Source organism: Massilia phyllostachyos (assembly GCF_021044825.1).
In the GTDB taxonomy this organism is placed as follows: domain Bacteria; phylum Pseudomonadota; class Gammaproteobacteria; order Burkholderiales; family Burkholderiaceae_D; genus Telluria; species Telluria phyllostachyos.
Map to the genome: position 1 here is coordinate 1 of NZ_JAJNOC010000036.1, position 468 is coordinate 468.

At 69.7% G+C, this 468-nt stretch carries 1 protein-coding gene; it reads left to right on the forward strand.

Features of this window, described 5'->3' with window-relative positions; genetic code table 11:
- On the forward strand, positions 1-468 hold a 468-nt coding region (locus LQ564_RS25760; RefSeq protein WP_443094015.1), incomplete at both ends, for a transposase.

Below are 468 nucleotides of genomic sequence, written 5' to 3' on the forward strand. Positions count from 1 at the left end.
GCTCCGGCTTCGCCAGCGGCCTGCAGCGTTATCGCTGCCTGGGTTGTCGTCGCTCCTTCAATGCGCTGACCGGCACGCCGCTGGCCCGGCTGCGCAAGCGCGAGTGCTGGCTGCCATATATCAAGTGCTTGCTGGAATCACGCACCGTGCGCGACGCGGCGCTCGCGACCGGCGTGCATCGCACGACAAGTTTTCGCTGGCGCCACCGATTCGCGCCGGGCGCCGCCAGGCACCGGCCCGCAGCACTGACGGGCATCGTGGAGGCCGACGAAACCTACCGCCTGGAATCGCAGAAGGGTTCGCGCACCTTATCGCGCCCGCCGCGCAAGCGTGGTGGCGCCGCCCGGCGGCGCGGCATCAACCGCGAGCATGATTGCCTGCTGGTGGCGCGTGACCGCATCGGCACGACGCTGGACTTCCATACCGGACGTGGTCCCGTGACCGCTGCGCAACTGCGCACCTGCCTGC